Origin of the sequence: Bacteroides acidifaciens, assembly GCF_903181435.1 — a bacterium.
Classification (GTDB): domain Bacteria; phylum Bacteroidota; class Bacteroidia; order Bacteroidales; family Bacteroidaceae; genus Bacteroides.
In genome coordinates this window covers 2,878,379-2,897,712 of record NZ_CAEUHO010000001.1, presented here as the reverse complement: position 1 = coordinate 2,897,712, position 19,334 = coordinate 2,878,379, and the positions used below count along the sequence as shown (strand labels likewise).

The 19,334-nt window shown below is 44.7% G+C and carries 10 protein-coding genes; 5 read left to right on the top strand and 5 right to left on the bottom strand.

The window, feature by feature from the left end; translation table 11 throughout:
* Positions 1-92 precede the first annotated feature (92 nt).
* The 4 genes from CLIN57ABFB40_RS12160 to CLIN57ABFB40_RS12145 form a co-directional block, all read right to left on the bottom strand.
* Complete coding sequence (locus tag CLIN57ABFB40_RS12160) at positions 93-971, bottom strand: sialate O-acetylesterase (RefSeq protein WP_175630290.1); 879 nt, start codon at positions 969-971, stop codon at positions 93-95.
* A gap of 67 nt (positions 972-1,038) precedes the next feature.
* Complete coding sequence (locus CLIN57ABFB40_RS12155) at positions 1,039-4,002, bottom strand: glycoside hydrolase family 2 protein (RefSeq protein WP_175630289.1); 2,964 nt, start codon at positions 4,000-4,002, stop codon at positions 1,039-1,041.
* Between the two features lie 203 nt (positions 4,003-4,205).
* Positions 4,206-8,552 (bottom strand): two-component regulator propeller domain-containing protein, encoded by a 4,347-nt coding sequence (locus CLIN57ABFB40_RS12150; protein ID WP_175630288.1) that lies wholly within the window; start codon positions 8,550-8,552, stop codon positions 4,206-4,208.
* Positions 8,553-8,707: 155 nt separating this feature from the next.
* Entirely contained in the window at positions 8,708-10,609 is a 1,902-nt protein-coding gene (locus CLIN57ABFB40_RS12145) for a rhamnogalacturonan lyase (RefSeq protein ID WP_175630287.1), read from the bottom strand.
* A 227-nt stretch (positions 10,610-10,836) separates the two neighbouring features.
* On the opposite strand from CLIN57ABFB40_RS12145, the gene CLIN57ABFB40_RS12140 reads away from it, so the two are divergent.
* The 5 genes from CLIN57ABFB40_RS12140 (at position 10,837) to CLIN57ABFB40_RS12120 (ending at position 18,130) form a co-directional block, all read left to right on the top strand.
* Positions 10,837-12,300, top strand: coding sequence for a glycoside hydrolase family 28 protein (locus CLIN57ABFB40_RS12140; RefSeq protein WP_175630286.1), 1,464 nt, complete (start codon positions 10,837-10,839; stop codon positions 12,298-12,300).
* Positions 12,301-12,312: 12 nt separating this feature from the next.
* Positions 12,313-13,854, top strand: a complete 1,542-nt coding sequence (locus tag CLIN57ABFB40_RS12135) for a right-handed parallel beta-helix repeat-containing protein (RefSeq protein WP_175630285.1) — start codon at positions 12,313-12,315, stop codon at positions 13,852-13,854.
* 33 nt (positions 13,855-13,887) lie between these two features.
* Complete coding sequence (locus tag CLIN57ABFB40_RS12130) at positions 13,888-14,310, top strand: hypothetical protein (RefSeq protein ID WP_175630284.1); 423 nt, start codon at positions 13,888-13,890, stop codon at positions 14,308-14,310.
* A gap of 142 nt (positions 14,311-14,452) precedes the next feature.
* Positions 14,453-16,204 (top strand): AAA family ATPase, encoded by a 1,752-nt coding sequence (locus tag CLIN57ABFB40_RS12125; RefSeq protein WP_175630283.1) that lies wholly within the window; start codon positions 14,453-14,455, stop codon positions 16,202-16,204.
* 717 nt (positions 16,205-16,921) lie between these two features.
* Complete coding sequence (locus CLIN57ABFB40_RS12120) at positions 16,922-18,130, top strand: site-specific integrase (protein ID WP_175630282.1); 1,209 nt, start codon at positions 16,922-16,924, stop codon at positions 18,128-18,130.
* 254 nt (positions 18,131-18,384) lie between these two features.
* On the opposite strand, the gene CLIN57ABFB40_RS12115 is transcribed toward CLIN57ABFB40_RS12120, so the two are convergent.
* Entirely contained in the window at positions 18,385-19,272 is an 888-nt protein-coding gene (locus CLIN57ABFB40_RS12115; protein WP_175630281.1) for a helix-turn-helix domain-containing protein, read from the bottom strand.
* Between the last annotated feature and the right edge of the window lie 62 nt (positions 19,273-19,334).

Genomic DNA, 19,334 nt, shown 5'->3' with positions numbered 1-19,334 from the left:
TTCGTACGGAAAAGATGTATTTTCATACTGATTGCAGAAAAACACACCCGGTATTTGTACGCTACCCCCTATGAAAGTACAATATAGCCATTTCAGCGAAGTGCCTTTATCCGTTCGTACATCTGCTTGCCTAAATATTCGGCCGAATTTTGGTTGAAATGCAATCGGTCGCCCATTAATTCCGCGTCGGACATGTCTATCAGATAGGCATTCTTATCCTCTTTGGCGAAGCGTTTCATGGCGTCTTCAACCTCACTGCCATACTGTTTGTTCTTTCTGGCTACCGTACCGAAGATAAACGGAAGCTTGGAATAATCTTTTCCGGTCTTCTCGCTTAAATGATTGCGCACATAGGTCACTACCGCTTTCAGGTTCTCGTAATATTTATCTCCATAAGCATGGTCACTTTCTCCCTGGTGCCATAGGAATGCGTCAATCTGATAACCGTTTTTCAACTTGGATAATGTATGGTCAATGCAGCCGTCTATGTCATTGATAAAAGACAGGAGCAATGAACGCCCTTTCTGGCTGGTCGCCACGTTATTCGCCAGCCATTCAGGATTTGCCGACCAGTGAACCGATTTGTCCGAAGTGGCGGAAGGCTCGATAGAAGTTCCGCCGATTGCCCATTTGATAACGTAGAAAGGTTCCTGCCACAGTTGTTCCAGCCAATAATAAGTGATAGCGTCATATCCCCAAGTGGTAGGCTTGGCTCTTCTTTTACTTTTAGGCCAAAAAGGGCGGAACTTTCCGTCTGTACGGTTCTGCGCAATTCTGCAATACTTGTAAGCGCCGGTAGTGAAAGCCGTGTCCGTTGCCATAGCTTTGATATAATCCGGCAAGCGGTCGTTGGGTACGCGTCCATCCGTGTTCGATTGTCCGGCGGTGATGATCACGTGTGCAGGCTCATTGTTGCCTGCCATACAGTTACAACTGCATGCAAATATTAAAAGGATTATAAAATTCTTCATGATAGAAATATGATATGTTGGAAAAACTAATACCTGTTGAAAAAACTAATACCTGTTGAAAACTGATTTATCTGATAGTTTCGAGAAACTCTACCTCGATGATTCTTAACTGGTTCCTGCTACTGCTCTTTTCCAGTTCCATTTTATTGGCAGCTTTGGCTTCCACTTCGATTATCTGTCCGAAAGCGTCTTTATCACTCGTATTTCCTTTCAGACGAATGGTAATCGTATTGGCGCGTACCGGTTTTTCTACATCGAGATGAATATATCCCAGGCTCTTTTCCGTGTTACCGCTCCAAATCAGAGTATTTCCTGCGTACACTTCCAGCGGATAACTGCGTGAGCGCCATCCTTGCAGCTTGATACATATATCATCTATTTCGGCTTCCCTTTCCAGTGTATAGGTAATCCATGCAGTGCTGAGTTTACCGTCATTTTTCCATTCGGTCAGTTCGATGTCGTCGAAGCTCTTTTCCGCATCTCGGTTGTTGGCTCCCGCTTTTGCCGAAACGATGCGTACTCCCTTTTTACTATCTTTATAGGAAGGGGTAGAAGGCGTTTCACCTCTATCCAGTCTGCCTTTCAAAGTAGTCTGAGGAAGATAACCGCTTAAACCTTCAGTCACTTTCACGGGCACTGTTTCCAAAGTGAGGGTAGCGGCGGGAAGTCCTTCCGCTTGTGCGGTCAGAGTCACCTTTCCGGCAGTGGTCGTACTGCGGATGAGTGCGCGGTTGATGCCACATTCTACCGGAAGATTCGTATCGAGGATATGATTGTTTTCGCCTTGCGCAATACCGCCGCGCCATTCGGCATTGCCGCCGAGCGTGAACTGAACCGTACGGTTATCCAGCGGGCAACGTCTTCCGTCTTTATCCACCACTTCCACCTGTATCAATGCCATATCCGCACCGTCTGCATGGAATCCTTCGGGATTTTGGATAGCGGTAAGTTTTAATTTGGCAGCTTCACCGGCTGTATGGATTGCATAACGGCTGATTTCTTTTCCTGCCTTGTTATAGCTGACAGCTTCCAGTTTCCCCGGTTTGAAGGGAACTTTATCGAAAGTGAAGAGGAAATTATATTGCCGTTTGCCCTTACCCAGTGATTCACCGTTCAGGAAAAGTTCCACCTCTTCTCCGGTAGATACCACATGTACGGGTTTTACCGTATTGCCAGGATAGTTCCAGTGACCGATGATGTATGTCTGGTCTGCTTCCGTATCCACCCAGCCGTTCCACATTACCTGATGTGCGAAAAAAGCGTCTTTCTCGATGCGCATAGCGTCCGTCACTCCGCTTCTGCGGTAGTTTTCCGCACCCCGGTAATGGGTGTTGGTATCGGAGAAGATAATCTTAGTACCACCGGAGCTGACCCTGTTGCCTGTTCCGGGACGTTCGCGCCAGTAATCATACCAACGTGCTATCATGGTAATGGCAAGTTCGTCCTGATTACGGTTGTAGTCGGTAGCCGGTCTGCCTTTATAAAGCGGGCCGTCACCTTCCTTGTGGAAAGGATAGCTGTATTCGTCCCAGTATTTTCTCAGACCTTCGTCGCGGCAATATTCGGTCGCCCACATCGGGTGATGCTCACTTCTGTTGATATACAGCATCTCGCCGCCATATTCCGCTTCGCGAATGTCCAGCATTTCGCGCGAACCGATAGCACGTCCGCCGAACGGGTCATACTTATCACGGACAGCCTTCATTTCTATCATGTGCTCGCGACTGATAGCCTTGTTGCCACATTCGTAGAACAGGATACTCGGATTGTTACGGTTGTAGATAATCGCGTCGCGCATCAGTTCCACCCGTTGTTCCCATTGGCGTCCTTCACGGTCTTTTTCAGCGTCTCCGGCAGGCATTGCCTGTATCAACCCCACACGGTCGCAAGATTCCACATCCTGTTTCCATGGGGTGACGTGCATCCAGCGAACCAGATTCGCGTTGCTTTTCACCATCAAGTCATTGGAGTAATCGCTCAACCAGGCAGGTACGGACAAACCTACTGCCGGCCATTCGTTGCTGGTGCGTTGCGCATATCCTTTCATTTGGATAATACGGTCGTTCAGCCAAATCTTACCCTCGGCAAAGCGTGTCTTGCGGAATCCTGTACGGGTACTTACTTCATCGAATACTTGGTTGTTTTCATCTTTCAATGCTGTTTTTACCGTGTACAGATAACCGTATCCCCAACTCCAGAAATGAAGTCCGCCGACAGGTGCGGAAGCTTTTACCGTCTTTGTCTCTCCGGCTTTCAAAGTCACCTTATCCCCTTGAAAAGTTTTCATTAGCTTGCCGTCCGCATCAAGTACCGTCACTTGATAACTGAACTGCCGGGGTGCCTTGCTGTCATTTCTTACTTCCGACTCGGCATGAATCGTCGCCTTGCGTCCTTTCACGTCGATATCCTTGGCGTATACATATACACCTGTCGTTTTCAGATTGCTGTATAAAGGAAGAGTCTGATATACATTATCAGTCACATAAAGGAATACATTCTTGGGGATACCACCGTAATTGGCATTGAAGTTACGGTCGTTCCACTGGAATTTGGAGTTTGTACCCTCTTCCCTGTACATCCAATTATTATCGGTGCGTACGGCAATCACATTTTCCCCTTCTTTGATATACGGAGTCAGGTCGAACCCTACCGCCATTACACCGTTTTCGTGTCTGCCCAGGTTATGCCCGTTCAGATAAAAGTCTCCACGCTGGCGTACTCCCTCGAATTCGATGAATACCTTTTGGTTACTTTTCAGCCCCGGTATCCGGAAACTTTTACGATACCACACCACCGTATCCGTCAGTTGTTCGATGGAAAGCTTGAATGCTTCATCTTCATTGAAGGCATGAGGCAAAGTTACTTGTTTCCATTTACTGTCGTCAAATTTAGCGTCTTTAGCCTTTTGAAAGTCTCCTACCTGTAACTTCCATTCGCTATTGAAATTGTATTTTTGGCGTTCGGATGCCTGACCGTTGATGAAAGGCAGTGCAGCCAGCAGAAATACAAAAAGAGATAATTTGTGTTTCATGATAATCAATTAAATAATGTTCTGCTGCAAAGGAAGTACATTGAAAGAAAATACGCCTATACTACCGTACGGAAAGGATGTAATTTTTATCTTCCGCTGAAAAAATCGGGACGGGTATTTGTACACAATTTCGGATAATAGTACACATTCCCCGTTGAAAAGGGGAATGAAATACTATTATGTGCCGGTTATCGCGTATTTTTTCAGGCATCCGTTTCATTGCTCTCTTCCTTGGCAGATTGCTCCGTATCGTCCGATGTATCAATAGAAGCCGGAGCTTTACCACCGTTCTTCTGATAAACAGAGGGAGCAATCCCGAACTGGTTCTTGAAACACTTGCTGAAATAATAAGGGTCGTTGATACCTACCTTGTACGAAATCTCGGAAACGGTCAAATCCTCGGTCAACAATAACTCTGCAGCTTTCTTCATGCGGATGACGCGCAGGTATTCGTTCGGCGAATATCCCGTGACACCGCGTACTTTTTTATAAAACACGGTACGTCCCAATCCCATAAGATTGGCATAGTCATCTACGGAAAATTCCGTTTCTACCATATGCTCGTTCAGCATATCATTCAGCTTCGCAAGGAATTTGCTGTCTTTGTTGTTCGTACAGATAGCCGCATGAACCATTCCCGGCTCGTTGGAGAATTTCTCGCGTAGCTTGTCCCGTTGCTCTATCAGTTTGGAGATTCTCGCCAGTAGCAGAGAGATGCTGAACGGCTTGGTAATATAAGCGTCCGCACCGGATTCAATACCTTCCAGATACTTTTCTTCCATGTTGAGGGCGGTCAGCAGAATGATAGGGATGTGGCTGGTGGCAAACTCGTTCTTTAGTTTCTTGGTCACTTCGAATCCGGTCATGCCCGGCATCAATACATCACAGATAATCAAGTCCGCATCATAAGTCTGCGCACGCTCGAATCCGCTGATACCGTCCGCTTCCGCCACTACTTCGAAATACTGTCCGATTTCCTCTTTCAAGAACTCGCGGACATCGTTGTCATCCTCAATGATTAATACTTTCCGCTTGTTCAATGGTTCAGTAGGAGTAGCCGGCTCTTCGCCTGTCTTTTCGTCCGCCTTTTCGTCTGTGGCAAGTTCCTTGTGGCGTTGTTCTTCTTCCTCAATCAATAGCTGGTTGGGGACAAGGAAATCCTTTTCTTCGTAGACACCGGCATCGGTTGGCAGTTCGACTGTGAAGATAGAGCCGCCGCCTTCGTTCTCATTATAAGAAATCGTTCCTTTGTGCATATTGACCAGCCCGTAGGTCAGATGCAGACCTACGCCCACACTGCTGTGTGAGAAACTGCTTTGCATAAAACGATTGAACAGTTCCGCACGTTTCTCTTTCGGAATGCCCAGTCCTGTGTCTGTCACCTGGATGCAGAGTTGTTTCTTCTGTTCCTGCACGTCTACCTTGAATACAATCTTGCCGTTGGAAGGAGTATATTTAAAGGCATTGGAGAGCAGGTTATAAATCACCTTGTCGAGATTTCCCTTATCGACAGGCATCTTATAAGAGTTCTGTGAAGGCTCGAAACGGAAATCCATGTTTTTAGATTCGCTTACGTCTTTGAAACTAAGGAATATTTCATAGCAGAAAGCGATAATATCCGTCTCTTCCAGTGAAAGGGCGAGCTTGTTTTTCTGCATCTTCCTAAACTCCAGTAGCTGGTTGATAAGCCGCAACATCCGTTTCGTGCTCTTGTCCATAATCTTTAGCGAGTGCTGCATATCCTTGGAATGATTCCCCATATTGACGATTCTCTCCAAAGCACCTTGAATCAGCGTCAGCGGAGTGCGGAATTCGTGGGAAATGTTGGTAAAGAATTCCAGCTTGTAGTCTGTCAACTGCTTCTCTACGGCAATACGGTTGCGCAAGGCATTGAAGTTCCGGATAATGCGGAAACTGAAATAACCTGCTATGGCAATCAGAATCGCATAAATCAGATACGCCCAACCGGTCTTCCAGAAGGGTGGTGCTATCACAATCTCCATGATATTTTCTTCTCCCCAAATACCGGCGGCATTACAGGCTCTCACGTGAAGTTCATATTTGCCCGGTGGCAAGTTCCGGTAACCGGCAAAGTTCAGGCTGGAAGGCGAACTCCATTCCGTATCGTAGGGCGGAAGGCAGTAAGAGTATTTGGATATGCCGTCGAGATAGTTGAAAGTGGAGAAAGAGATAACGAACGAACTCTGATAATATTTCAGATTCAGTTCGTTGATATAAGGCATTGCTTCCTGCAAAGGCGAATCTTCTACGCCCGGAAGCATATGCGCGCCGTTGATTTGAAGTCCGGTGAAGATGACGGAAGCAGGTTTGTCGAGGTTCTCTATCTTGTTGGCATCCAGTACCACCAGCCCGTAGTTCGTTCCGAACAGCAGATAACCGTTGTTGCTGACGCAGGCAGTGTTCTCGCTATATACATTTCCTAAAGTATAAGAGGAAAAGAAATGATTCTCGATTTGTCTGGTTGCCGGAGTGAAGCGGGAGATTCCGTATTCGGTGGCAATCCACATCTTATTGTCTTTGTCCTGGACAATAGACTGCACCACGGCATTGGATAATCCGTCTTTTATATCATAACAGTCGAACGTCAGATGTTGATAATTGTCTTCCGGACGGCAGACCGCAAATCCGGCGCCGGAAGTCCCAATCCACATATTGCCTTTATCGTCGTTCATCAGGCAACGTATCTCGTTGCTGGGAAATGTGCCGTTGGCATGATTGTATATCACATAATTCTTGGGCGAAGCAATCAGTGAATCGGGGTGGAAGATGTAGATACCGTTATTGGTTCCTACCCACATGCGCCCGTTCTTGTCCTCTTCGATGACGCGGATACGCTTCTCGCCGTAATTATCCTGCAAGAAATGCTTGAACTCGTAACCATTGGCTGTCTTTACCGCCAGGTTCAGTCCGCCGCCGAAAGTCCCCAGCCACATACGCCCTTTTTTGTCCCGATAGATAGAGTAAACCTGGTCGTTGGATAGTGAATGAGGGTTTTTACTGTCGTTCCTGTACCACTTGTTTGCGCCGATACGGAGTCCTATTCCTCTCATTCCCAACCACAGGTTGCCTTCGGAGTCCTCATTCATGCTATATACATTGTGTGTGAAGTCTTCCTGCCGGATTATCTTGGTCAGGGTAGGGTTGTATTCGTAGAGGCTGCCCATGCGGTTTGCCATGTAGATACTACCGTTTTGAGCCTGGAAGAGCATACGGATGGTATTGGAGCGGTCGGAACTGTTTTCACCGCTGGGGTGAAGGCGTTGCGTGCCTTTGTTCAGAATCTCCAGATGGGATAATCCCGAAAACTCGGAGCTTACCCAAATGCCGCCGGAACGGTCTTCCATTACAAACTGGAGATAATTGGAGTTGATATGGCTGGACTGGTTGACTTCAAAGGTGAAGTGCTGCAAATTGCCGGTCGATAACTCATAAGCATAAAGTCCGTTGCCGTAAGTCGATATCCAAAGAATATCCCGTGAGTCATGCACGATGCTGTAACGTTCCACGTCAATGTACCCGATATGTTTGGAAGAAAGGAACCGGAAAGGTTTGATTTCCCCCGTGGTTATGTTGACATACCAGATATCTCCGGTATAGTTGTGTACCCATACGTTTTTCTTGTTGTCGCGGGTGACGGCACCGTTCTTGATGTTCAGTTCGGAATAGCGGCTTAGTTTTCCGGTGGGGATATCCAATATATAGCTGCCGTTGGCTGTGAACAATACCCATTTGTCTTGTAAGAGGAAGCTGCCTGTGACGTGGCTTGCATCATCGAAACTTTCCGCCAGTGACGCTACCTTTTCCAGTTTGTCCGCAGAATAAGTGTGACGGTAGATTTCATTCTTATTGGTGATGATACAGGTATATTGGTCATACGAGTTGATATGTTCCCATTTTTGTCCTTGCGGGTCTAGGTTGGCTATCTGTCCGTTGTGATACTTCAACAGTCCCTTGTCTGTACCAATCCATACTTCTCCTTTGGCACTTTCCAGGACGAACTGTACCCTGTCGGACGGCAGAGTGCCCGATTCTTTTTTGTACGCTTGCGATGAAAATTTGCCATCCTGATAAACGATTCGGCGGCATCCGTTCTGATTGTGCCATAACCAGATGGAATTGTCGGAAGCGATGATGAATTTGGAATAGTTCTCCTTATACTCCCCCTTGCCTGTGAAGTCAACGAAACAGCCGTGACGCAAATCATAGCAACTGATAAATGAGGAAATCGTCGAAATCCACATAAAGCCGTTCGGGTCTTCTTCCATGCTGCGGATGCGGGAGTCGGCGAGGGAAAGCGGATTATTGATGTCCGGATAGATATTGACGAAAGAGTTACCGTCATAATAACTTAATCCGTTGAGAGTCCCCAACCAGATAAATCCTTTACTATCCTGCATCATGTAGCGGATAGAATTATTAGCCAACCCGTCTCCGGTAGTCAGCTTGTTCGAACGGATTTCGACAGAAGCGGACAGTGGATACAGATAAAGAAATAAAAGCGAGAATATAAGCCATGTATTCTTTTTCATAGTGGATTTATATGTGTTATATGCAGGCAAAGATAGTTATTTCTTCGGATTTTAAACAAATTTGCCCTTTGTATAGTAGATATACCAAGGGCAAGAGATGTGTATTCGTGGTTTGTGCTAATACTTTGTAACACGATACTAATTTGATGTGTTACTTATTTGAACTGATAACCTCTGAAAGTACCTTTCTTTTTTATCAGCTCCGCACCGAAATAGAATCCGGGCTGCGTCGGCTGGTTGTAACCTACGTTTTGGGTAGCGATACTGATTCGGTATATCGGTTCTTCAAGGAAAGTGTGGAACCGGTATTCGGTCGGGATAGTCGATACATACAACCGTAGTGAAGTGTTGTCCTCGGAACGGAGTAATACTTCTTCCCGCCAGTCGCCTATAATATCCCCTTGCAGGCACGGGTTTGCCTTGGTTCCATTGTTGGAAAGGGCTCCTTCGAATTTGGCAAGCTGGACAAACTTCTTGTTTTCCCAGTCATATTTGGTGATAACGTTTTTATCCAGCATCTCACGCAGCAAGTCTCCATCCCACCATACTGCCATATTCATCGGCATATTTCTCATTCTAGGAGCAATGATTTCTCCTTTTACATTCCGGATTCCTTGCGAATCTCCCGACCACATTTCTACGCCCGGATGCGTCGGGTCGATGTCAGCCGCCATGCAACGCCCTACATCGGTGTTACTCTTTATTTGCAGCAATATTTCTCCGGTTGCCGCATCCCTGTATGTGCTTCCATCCCGTTTGTTCTCGTGGCAGTCCCACACTTGCAGACCTTTGCGTGAAGGGTCGAAATGCGTCAGGTGAATGGCGTCTCCGTGCCCCATTTTGGTAGAGTAAAGCCCTTTGCCGTCGTGGTCGATGGCGCATGAACCGTAGATAATCTCATCGCATCCGTCACCGTCCACGTCGCCTGCCCGCAAGTTATGGTTTCCCTGTCCGGCGTAATCTTCGCATCCGGGATTATTGCTGTCGAATACCCAACGGTTTTTCAGCTCTTTCCCGTTCCAGTCGAAAGCAGCCAGTACGGTACGGGTATAATATCCGCGGCACATCACCACACTCGGATAAATCCCGTCCAGATAAGCCACGCAAGCCAGGAAACGGTCGCTGCGATTGGCACGGTTATCTCCCCAGTCCTTCGGATTGCCGCGTTCGGGAATATAATCAACGGTGTGCAGCGCTTCCCCTGTAAGACCGGAGAATACGGTTAAGTATTCCTTGCCTGTCAAAATACGTCCTTGATTGACGAGCCTGTCTCTTTTTTTATCAAAAGTGCCCGCTTCGCGATAATCCGCATCGGGATTTCCTATCATTTTCCCTTTTCCGTCGATTGTCCCGTCTGACGTGCGCATCGCAATTTCCGCTTTGCCGTCACCGTCAAGGTCATATACCATAAATTGGGTATAGTGGGCTCCGGCACGTATATTCTTGCCTAAGTTGATACGCCACAAACGTTCGCCGTTGAGACGGTAACAATCTATATATACTTCACCGGTATAACCATCGTGCGAATTGTCATGTGAATTGCTCGGGTCCCATTTCAGGATAATCTCGTATTCACCGTCACCATCCACGTCGCCGATAGAAGCGTCGTTGGGAGTGTAAGAGTAAGTGTCTCCCGCCGGTGTCGTCCCGTCTTCCGGCTTTTGCAAAGGAATATCCAGATATCCGAGCGGTGCGTCCGCCGGAAGCGTATATTTGCCGTCAATATGATGCGTCTCCTTTCCTTTTACCACAGGGCGTACTTCGTAAACAGCCGCTTTCCGGCTACTGTTCTTGTCGCGAAACATCGTGCTCACCGTGACAGGCGTATCTGTTATTTTCTTCCCGTCCCTATACACATTGAATCCGCTCTTTATCGGGTCGGAAGACAGGTATCTCCATGAAACGACTACTTCCGAAGGGTTTTCACGGATAGCAATTACGCCACGGTTCAGTTTTTCCCGCTGTAACTTAGAGTAGTTATAACCGGGCTGTGCCGTCATTGTCATCATAGGCACTGACAGGAACAGGCACAATAGATAGATTGTAATTTTTCTCATATTTGTCTTATCGGTTTGGACTTTTCCTATTATTCTTTTTATTCTCTTGCAAAATTACTCCTTTTTTAAATGTATGTAATGGAGAAATGTACAAAGACTATATACAATTGTGCATCCGTCCCTATTAATTGTCCACTCTACATAAATTTCTATCTTTTACGTACATCCGTCCATGTCCTCTTGTATGATATGCGATAATTTTGCAATGTGAACAAAAAGAAGTAATTATGAAATATCTTTTATCTATTGTACTAGTTGCATTGATTGGCTTTACGGCTCCGAAAAAGACAGCTCCCGCTTATGATTGGGGAAGTGTGTCCGCCAAACCGGATTTGTCGTGGGCTAATCAGGTAGGAGCGCAAACAACTCCGGGAAACACAGCATGGGATGCCGGGAAGTTCGGACTACGGAATGACACCTCTACGTTTAGCACCCGCGCCATTCAAGCTGCCATTGACGCTTGTCACCGGCAGGGTGGGGGAACGGTGACTATTGCCCCGGGATATTATAAGATAGGCGCCCTGTTTATCAAGAGCGGAGTAAACCTGCATCTTAGCAAAGGCACAACCTTACTCGCAAGTGAGGACATAGAGGATTATCCGGAATTTCCTTCCCGTATCGCCGGTATTGAGATGACCTGGCCTTCGGCTGTTATCAATATCATGGATGCGGAAAATGCCGCCCTGACGGGCGAAGGCTTTATTGATTGCCGTGGAAAGGTGTTTTGGGATAAATACTGGACAATGCGCGAAGAGTACGAAAAAAAGAACTTGCGCTGGATTGTGGACTACGACTGCAAGCGGGTACGGGGAATCCTCGTTTCCAATAGCAAGCATGTCACTCTGAAGGACTTTACATTGGTACGTACCGGATTTTGGGCTTGCCAAATACTCTATTCAGACCATTGTTCGGTGAGCGGACTTACCATTAATAATAATGTAGGCGGACACGGCCCGAGCACGGACGGCATCGACATTGACTCGTCTACCAATATTCTGATAGAAAACTGTGACGTAGATTGCAATGATGACAATATCTGTATCAAGGCAGGTCGTGATGCAGACGGTTTGCGTGTGAACCGTCCTACGGAGAATGTGGTAGTCCGCAACTGCATCGCCCGCAAAGGCGCAGGATTACTGACTTGCGGAAGTGAAACTTCCGGCTCTATCCGTAACGTACTGGCATATGACCTCAAAGCCTGTGGCACGGGCACTGCCCTACGCTTGAAATCGTCCATGAACCGTGGCGGAACGGTTGAGAATATTTATATGACGCGTGTTGAGGCTGATAGCGTAACCCGTATCCTGGCTGTCGACTTGAACTGGAACCCGAAATATAGCTATTCTGCCTTACCCAAAGAGTACGAAGGAAAAGAAATCCCCGCACACTGGACTACGATGCTGACTCCTGTTGAACCGAAGGAAAAAGGCTATCCTTATTTCCGCAATGTATATTTCTCGCATGTGAAAGCAGACGGAGCGAAACGTTTCATCTCTGCCTCGGGCTGGAATGAAAATCATCGTATCGAGAACTTCTATCTGTCCAACATTGACGCAGAAGTCGAATCTGTCGGAAAAATAACGTATGGAAAGAATTTCCAGTTGCAGGATATCCGTTTGACTGTGAAAGATAAGAGCAGATTGCAGCAAACGGATAATATAGACAGCAAGATTGAGATTAATTACAAGTAATTCCATCAAACCATGAAACGCATCAGCCTTTTTCTTTTTTTCATAGGGTATCTCTTTTCTCTTTCGGCAACGAACTATTTTGTAGCCACCAATGGAAGCGATTCGAACAGCGGAACGATTGACAAACCCTTTGCCACATTGGGCAAAGCTCAATCGAAAGTTGTAGCCGGAGATACGGTTTATATACGGCAAGGGACATACAAAGTGTCGGAAGCCGAAATAATGGAACATTATACGGCAGGCAGCACGACTTGGAGCCGGGTATTTAAGATGTCGAAGAGTGGGACAGGGGTTGATAAGCGTATCTGTTATTCCGGTTATAAGAATGAACGTCCCGTATTTGACCTTTCAGAGGTAAAACCGGAAAATGAGCGTGTCATTGTGTTTTATGTGAGTGGCTCTTATTTGCATTTCAGAAATATAGAAGTCATAGGTACGCAAGTGACTATCGTAGGTCATACCCAGTCCGAATGTTTTCGTAATGAAGGCGGAAGCAATAATATTTATGAGCATTTGTCGATGCATGACGGCATGGCTATCGGTTTTTATATAGTGACAGGCAAAGATAATCTGATACTGAATTGTGATGCGTATAATAATTATGACCCTATATCCGACGGCGGTAAAGGTGGAAACGTCGACGGATTCGGTGGACATCTCACTTCTCCCCAATATACAGGCAATGTGTTTCGAGGATGCCGTGCTTGGTATAATAGCGATGACGGATTTGATTTGATAAACTGTCAGGCGCCTTTTACAATCGAGAATTGCTGGTCTTTCTTGAATGGATATACGAAAGAGGGAGTAAAGGCGGGCGACGGCACCGGATTTAAGTCGGGCGGTTATGGTATGAGTGATAGTCCGAAAGCTCCGAGTGTGATTCCTATGCATGTGGTTCAGTACTGCTTGGCGTATATGAACAAGAATAAAGGTTTTTATGCGAATCATCATTTGGGCGGAATAGCCTGGCATAATAATACAGGGTATCAGAATCCTTCTAATTTCTGTATGCTGAACAGGAAGACTGTATCGGAAGCTGTTGACGTGCCGGGATATGGACATATTATAAAGAACAACTTGTCTCATAAACCGAGGTCATCGGGGAAACATATCGTAGATGTCAATCAGGCGGAATGTGAGATTACCAATAACTCTTTTCTTCCGGTAGAAATGACTGTGACAGATGATGATTTTATCAGTTTGGACGCTGGCCAACTTACCTTCTCACGTAAAGCAGACGGAAGTCTCCCGGAGATAGATTTTCTGCGGTTAAAGGCGAATGGTAAATTGTATAATGCCGGGCTCGGCTGTTTTGCTGGGAAAGGAAATGAAGATACTACTTACGACTGGCTGGAAGAAGCCGCTATCCTTGTTGAAGGAAATATAGCCAGGGTAGTAGGTATCGGAGCAGAAGCATTCACCCGGTTTTATGTCAATGGAAAAGAGTGCTCATTATCCGAAGGGCAGATAGACTTGTCCTCATATAGCGGGGAGATAGACTTAAAAGCGACATCAGATAATGGTGGAATTGCTAAACTGAAAATAGTCAGATAATGGAATATACAGACTTATAAAAATAGTAAAACGATGATGACCGTACAATTGAATATGCTTTGGAGAACAATAACCGCCATACTGTTGCTATGTGTTTTTATCACATCATGCAGTAAAGAGGAACTTCTAACGGAAGGAACAGACACAGATGTAAGTCCCCATTTCACCTGGGACATTACGGTGGAACTGGAACAGCCGAATAACTGGTCTGTAACCGCATTTTCTGAGAAAGTTGCCATAACCAATATTGCCGAAGGCAAACAATATCTGTTGACATGGAAAGGCGGACTTTCGACCGGAAAGAAGTCGGACGCTATCCTTAAGACGATTGTCCGTGGTGAACAAACTAAAACAACAGAACTGGATATTCTTGAAGTAAAAGATTCAGGTAATAATATTTATGAATTGTTTCTTCGCGGTGGGGGACGTAAAGGGGAGATTGTGTTTACGAAATAAAAACAAATCATGTGAGGAATAATCCTTCCCTTTGTGAAAGAGTATCCCAAAAAGGAAGTGCTTTTGTTTGTGAGAATGGCAGAAAGAGATTATCTTTGTTTCTGTCATTTACAGAGTACTCATTTCTTTAAAGTATAAAGTAATGGAAAAATATTTATTTCCGGACAGAAAGCGCATTCCCTACGGTATGATGAACTTCGCATTAATTCGCCGTGAAGACTATTATTATGTTGACAAAACCCATTTCATACCTCTGATAGAACAGGCAGACCGTTTCTTTTTCTTCATGCGCCCCCGACGTTTCGGAAAAAGCCTGACGCTGAATGTGCTACAACATTATTATGATGTGCGTACTAAAGACAAATTCGATGAACTCTTCGGAGACTTATATATAGGTAAGTATCCCACGCGTGACCGTAATAGTTATCTGGTGCTTTATCTCAATTTCTCCGGAATTGTCGGTGAACTGAGTAACTACCGTGAAGGACTGGATGCGCATTGCCAAATCTGTTTTGACTATTTCTGCGAAGTCTATGCCGACCTTCTGCCGCAAGGTATCAAAGAGAGGTTGGATGAAAAGGATGGGGCAGTCAATCAGCTCGACTTTCTTTATCATGAGTGTGAGCGTGCCGGTCGGGATATTTATCTGTTTATTGACGAGTACGACCATTTCACCAATGCCATACTTGCCGACCCCGAAAGCTTGCACCGCTATACCAATGAAACACATGGTGAAGGTTATCTCCGCGCCTTCTTCAATAAGATTAAGGCAGGAACCTATTCCAGCATCAAACGCTGTTTCATAACGGGCGTAAGCCCTGTAACAATGGATGATTTGACTAGTGGGTTCAATATCGGTACTAATTATTCGCTTACATCCGAATTTAACGAAATGATGGGGTTCACTGAAGAGGAAGTGCGCGAAATGCTGACTTACTATTCAACAAACAGTCCTTTCAAGCATACTGTAGATGAACTGATAGGAATAATGAAGCCGTGGTATGACAACTATTGTTTTGCTCAAGAATGTTACGGTGATACCACGATGTATAATTCTAATATGGTGCTCTATTTTGTTAAAAACTATATTATGAGTGGTAGGGCGCCACGGGATATGGTAGAAGATAATATCCGTATCGATTATGAAAAATTGCGTATGCTTATCCGCAAGGACAAGGAGTTTGCACATGATGCTTCTGTCGTCCAGACTTTAGTAAGTCAAGGCTATATCACGGGAGAGTTGAAGAAAGGCTTCCCTGCTGTCAGCATCACCAATCCTGACAACTTTGTGAGTTTACTCTATTATTTCGGTATGCTCACCATTAGCGGATTACATAAGGGAAAGACTAAGTTGACCATCCCTAATCAAGTGGTTCAGGAGCAACTCTATACTTATTTGCTGAATACATACAATGATGCAGACTTGAGTTTCAGCAGCTACGAGAAGAACGAACTTTCTAGTCGACTTGCCTACGATGGCGAATGGAAAGCCTATTTCGGCTACATTGCCGACTGCCTGAAACGTTACGCTTCCCAACGTGACAAACAGAAAGGTGAATTTTTCGTCCATGGCTTCACCCTTGCCATGACAGCGCAGAACCGCTTTTACCGTCCTATCTCCGAGCAAGACACGCAAGCAGGCTATGTCGATATATTCCTATGTCCCTTGTTGGATATCTATTCCGACATGACGCATAGTTATATTATAGAATTGAAGTATGCAAAATACAAGGACTCTGAAAGCCGTGTGGATGAATTGCGGCAGGAAGCTATCGAACAAGCTAACCGCTATGCAGAAACGGAGACTGTGAAACGAGCTGTTGGCACTACGAAATTGCACAAGATTGTGGTAGTGTATAAAGGGATGGATATGCCGGTATGTGAAGAAGTGTAAGGCAATACTAGAAACGATTTCGCAAAATCATTTCTCATATTCTCATAAAGAATTGTATTTAATTGATAATTAGATGTATAAATTATGAGAATTAAAATGTTTACATGTATTTCTCATAGTTTATAGCTATAAAATGCCTTTAAAGAAGGTATTTCTCATACTCTATTTCGCATTTCTCATGCTGCATATTATGCTTGTCTTTGTTTCAAGTAGCTAATATGTAGAAGGCAATATAACCGTAGTTTGTATGTTAAGTCGATAGATAACATATCTTTTGTAATTGGTATTATTGTTTTTTCCTGCCTTTATCGGTATTATTCCACTCTAGTGAACAGATCGTTTCACTTGAGTGAATAGACTTGTGCACTAGAGTGCATAAGCCTGTTCACTAGAGTGAAACGATAGAGATGTCTTATTGGAAATCTATTGATTATAGTAGTATAATCTTTGATTGTCAGTTAGTTATAATGAAAATGAACGGTGGCTTTATTGCAGTTCATTAAGCGTTAATGATTAGACTATGATGATATGTGATAATAAAGCCAAATGGACAGAACCAATTTTCCCTACTTCTTGTTTCTTATTTGCGGCAAGGGTAGTTATTATTATATATTATATAGGTATGTAAATATCTGAAATATTTTTCAGTTTCAACATAAAACAGACTGTCGTCACTTTTAATATTATTTTTGCCGCTCAAATTTTAAAAGTACAGAAATGGCAACAGTTAAATTAATTTTGAACCGCTACCGTGTTCTCAAGAACGGTGCTTACCCACTGGTGTTCCAACTCATACATCGGCGTCAGAAAAAACTTATCTACACCTCTTATAAACTTCTCGAGGATGAATTTGACTCCCGGAAGCAAGGCGTTCGCTTTATCTCCAAAGCTGTACGCAGTAAAAGAGAAGTCGGTAAGTTAAACCGGGAGCTCAGACAGATACAGGGTGATTTGGACAACTATATCGCAACACTGGAAGCGCGCCGGAAGCCTTACACCGTTTCGGACATCGTTATGAGGTATGACATTGACCGTGATAAACTGGGACTTCTGCACTATATGGACCTTCAGATCACCTGCAAGCATGCGTTGAAGCGCTTCGGTATGGAAGCGGCTTTGCAGCACACACGTGCCTCAGTAGCCGAATTTGTCGGTAGCCGTAAGGTAAGCATACTTGAAATCGATACCCGTTTTGTCAGCGACTACGAGGTGTTCCTGTATAAACGCGGTGTAAGCCCCAACACGGTATGTTACTATATGCGCAACCTGAAGTCGGTATACCGGCAGGCAAAAAACGAAGGATACCGTGTGACGGATGTCGATCCTTTCGGTAATGTGCGTTCAAAACCCCGCAAAACCGTCAAGCGTGCCTTGAAACGTACAGAGCTCCAAAGACTTTACCATACTGATCTCTCACAATCTCCGCACCTCGAGTTCGCAAGGGATATTTTCATGTTCAGCTATTTCTGCAGGGGGATGCCTTTTGTAGATGTCATCTATTTAAAGAAAAGCAGTCTGAGCAACGGTGCCATCGGTTACTTCAGACGTAAAACCGGCCAGTGGTTGCAAGTGGGGATTACACCGCAACTGGACATATTGATTGCCAAATACGATTCGCACTCACCCTATATTTTCCCTGTCCTGTTGGGGGAAGACGAATGGGAGCTCCACAACCAGTATAGGCAGGTATTGGAACGTGTAAACAGAAATCTCAAACACCTCGGAAAACTCTGCGGCATAGATACTACGCTGACTACCTATGTCGCGCGCCATACATGGGCTACTCTCGCTAAAGAAATGGGAACACCGGCCGCAGTCATCAGTGAGGGACTCGGACATACAACTGAGAAAACAACAAGGATATATCTGAAAGATTTCGACCACAACATAGTGGACAAGGTAAACGAACAAGTGTCAGATATTTAATTTAACACGAATTTTCAGGAACGGGTCTTGACTACAAAAGCAAAAAATACTAATTTTGCATCCAACTCTATTCTATATAGAGCGGCATGTGGGAAAACGGCTTCCATTTGTTTATCATTCCGGCTGCAAAGATAGATGTTTTTTTTCAATTATCAGTTGCAAAAAAGAGACATTTTCACTTTATAAATATTGCCATTTTGGGATTTATTCCTTCTCACTGATTTGGGAATAAATCCCGCATATTTTACTAACCCTTAGCATCCTATATCTTCTTTCACAATCTCATTGTTTCGGCATTTTTGTATAAGTTCCGTCGGTGTATAGCCAGTATTCCGTTTACAGAAATTACTAAAGTTGCTTATTGAATGGAAGCCTAGTCTTTCGGCTACTTCATTGAGAACAGCATCCGGTTTTGAGAATTCATCTATGATAGTATTCACCGTTTGTTTCAGCATCCACTGATATGCAGTTGTATTAAATGCAGCCTTGAATTTACGAAAAAAAGTCCTCTTGCTCATATTAGAAAGTTTGACAAGCTCATCAAGTGAATCCACCCTGCTGAAGTTCTTGCACACGAAAACTTTGAAATCCATTGATCGGTCCACTATCGGGTATAGCAGTTCGGTTATTTCCTCCTTTGAGTAATATCCCCTCAAATAAAAGAATAATTCTCTGTGTTTCATTTCATGGAACTGTTCGCAAGAAAAACCGCTGTCCAGACAGTATGCCAACATGTTGCAAAACTCCGGTAAAGGTTTGCGCACCGGCAAGGAACGGAAAGTATAGCATATCTTTGATCTGAAATGAGAGTAACTCTGTATTACCATCTTGTCACAATAACTTAAAGGTGTTTCAAAACACATATCTATGAAGCGCAACCGCTTCTCAACCTTTCCGACAAACGTTGCCGACATTGGTATTAACACCATCTCTCCGCCGGAGAAAAGTCTGTTTGTAAAACGGTTACAATCAATGAAGCAACTGCCCTCCATAAAAATAAGCAAGTGATGAGTGGAGCTATCCAGTACAAACTCCGTCTCCGCCTCAAACTCTCTGTAAACAAATCCGGTATTCACCTTAGAAAGATAATGTTTACAATTACGATGTTCTGTGAAATAATGTAATGAATGGTTCTTATCCATAAGTTTATTATTTTATGTCTTTAATTGTTTCAGCATTGTTTCAGCATTTTCCCACATAAACA